At 54.0% G+C, this 2,166-nt stretch carries 3 protein-coding genes; 2 read left to right on the forward strand and 1 reads right to left on the reverse strand.

Annotated features, from left to right (window positions below; genetic code table 11):
* Positions 1-345 (forward strand): response regulator transcription factor (locus EOA85_RS33440; RefSeq protein WP_164760069.1); only part of this gene is annotated, 345 nt, incomplete at its 5' end.
* A gap of 563 nt (positions 346-908) precedes the next feature.
* On the opposite strand, the gene EOA85_RS39590 is transcribed toward EOA85_RS33440, so the two are convergent.
* Positions 909-1,706: a response regulator transcription factor gene (locus tag EOA85_RS39590; protein WP_127212558.1), complete on the reverse strand. Its 798-nt coding sequence runs from the start codon at positions 1,704-1,706 to the stop codon at positions 909-911.
* Between the two features lie 243 nt (positions 1,707-1,949).
* On the opposite strand from EOA85_RS39590, the gene EOA85_RS38325 reads away from it, so the two are divergent.
* The coding region (locus EOA85_RS38325) for a hypothetical protein (RefSeq protein ID WP_206523437.1) at positions 1,950-2,166 on the forward strand (217 nt) is incomplete at its 3' end.

Genomic DNA, 2,166 nt, shown 5'->3' on the forward strand with positions numbered 1-2,166 from the left:
GCTATAAACCTTGCGGCAGCGGGAGGCATCTTCGTCCCGGCGAGCAGTGTCCTTTCCATGCGGCACCTGATGGATTCGGGCAGCCGCGACAGACAGCCTTTGACAGGCATTTTCACACTCAGGCAGGCCGAGGTTGCCCAAGCGCTCCGGCGCGGCAAGGCGAACAAGATTATCGCCTACGAACTGAACCTGCGCGAAAGCACCGTGAAGGTCCACATCCGGAATATCATGAAGAAGCTGAAGGCGACCAACCGCACGGAAGTCGCCTACAAGGTCAACGATCTCCTCGCCGAGGGAACTCTGGCTGAAGAGTGGACCGGGCATAACACTGCCCGCCTTGGGTGAATTCCGCGGGCTGTGTTCGAGGTTTTCGGCACGATCGGCAGTATTGCCTAGCTGACTGTGCGGGTTGATTGCTACTGCGGAATCGGCCGCTCAATCTGCGATCTAAGCAGGCTCGGGGAAGGTGTGTCTGCCTACCCATCCTATGGCCTCCTCGATCGTATCGAAATTCTTGTGCTGCCCGCTCAGCAGCCCGAACCCCGTCTCGAGGAACCATTGATCTGGGTGAGGACCGCCACCAGTTGGTCACGTTTCCTATTCGGGATCTCGTATTCGACCATCAGGTGATCGCGAAAGACGTTCTGGGTCGGTTGGTTGACCTCCCGTTGGTCCTCGGGATCAACCCGTGATCTGCATCCGTCGGCCACTGCTTATCGATCGGCTATGGGCGGGGAAGTAGCTGTCTTCGAAATCAGCGGGTTCGAATGTGGACGAGTTTAATCGGAAGGGCCTCGGCCGAAGCCCGTGCCGCTTATCCAACGCTACCGCAGGCTTTGGAAAGTGACCGCACAAGCCCGAATGACGATATGTCAGGACGGGAAAGCGGGTCTATCGGATGATGATTATTAGTGGTACCCCTTTTGTGCTTCAAGTAGATCTTGCGGATGGTGAGACTGCTGAGTTGCCATCTTTTCGTTCCCCGACGAGCCATTGCCAGATGGGGGCGTAAGCATACCATGGTTCATCGCCCAAACTGCAGCCTGTGTCCGGTTACGGACCCGAATCTTTCGAAGGATGGCCTTGACGTGTACCTTCACTGTAGCTTCGGCGATGTTAATCTCGCGCGCGATGGCTTTGTTAGATTCCCCTTCGATCAAGCGCCATAAAATACATCTTTCCCGATTTGACAAAATTACTAGTTCTCGATCCTCATCCTCCACTTTAAAAGCCTCGTGTGTTAACTCGTCAGTTACCGTGTCATGTTTCAGACCATGCCTTACATCTTGAAGAAACGTCGAAGTTTCTGCAGGTAACACCATCTGCCCTAGCATAACCAATTCGAGAGCTTTGACGAAAGTGTCGTAAGCAGCAGCTTTTGTCAAATACCCGTCAGCCCCCGCACGAAGAGCTGAAACTATATCGGTCGTTCGACAGTAATCGGCTAGCGCAACGACATGGCAGGTCGGGTAAATCGCTTTAAAGTCTGCAATTTGTGCGAATTCAGCATCCGCATCAATACCGCCGACATCTATGATGAGCAAGATGGGTCGGTGCTGGGGTAGCGGCTTCTGCAGAAGATCGTGAACACAAGCCGCAGAGAAAAGAATACGAAAATTTGCTGCATCCAGGATTCGACTAAGGCCTTCTCGGAGTAACTCGCTCGGCCCGACAAGCACTGTGATAAAAGATTGCCTTGTCATCATGGCCTTCTCGCTCTGCGCGATTAAGATACACGCATCGATTAGGGCGCTCCACGCACCACTGCACAGTTTCTTTTTTTACCTTACGCTTGGAAAGCCCTACCCCAAAATACCCTCTTAAGGCGTAGGGCAGCATCGTCGAGGCCTATCCGGATTCTCAAGCCTACGGCCTTTTGGGGAAGGCACGAGCCCGGCTTTCAGCCGCTCCGGTAGCGGAATGATCGTGTTTGCAACCAGGAGCCGTAAATGGTGATCGGCTCGTTCTTCCAGGACCTGGATAATGAAGTTGGAAACGGCCCAGCCATCCTGCGAATGCATGTCGGAGCCGCAGGCGGTTCGAGACGCTGCGTCGGTAAACCAAGAGTTCCTCTTCGTTGCGTTGATCGCTTTTTGTCCCGTTTGCCATCAAAGAAGTTCTCCTGCAGCGCAGCAACCTGGCTATTGGACGAGTTCTCCCAAGACC

Origin of the sequence: Mesorhizobium sp. M5C.F.Ca.IN.020.29.1.1 (genome assembly GCF_003997375.1) — a bacterium.
Classification (GTDB): domain Bacteria; phylum Pseudomonadota; class Alphaproteobacteria; order Rhizobiales; family Rhizobiaceae; genus Mesorhizobium; species Mesorhizobium wenxiniae.

Excerpts from the sequence above, each read along its gene's own strand:
- EOA85_RS39590 (WP_127212558.1), bottom strand. The coding sequence starts at position 1,706 with ATGATGACAAGGCAATCTTTTATCACAGTGCTTGTCGGGCCGAGCGAG.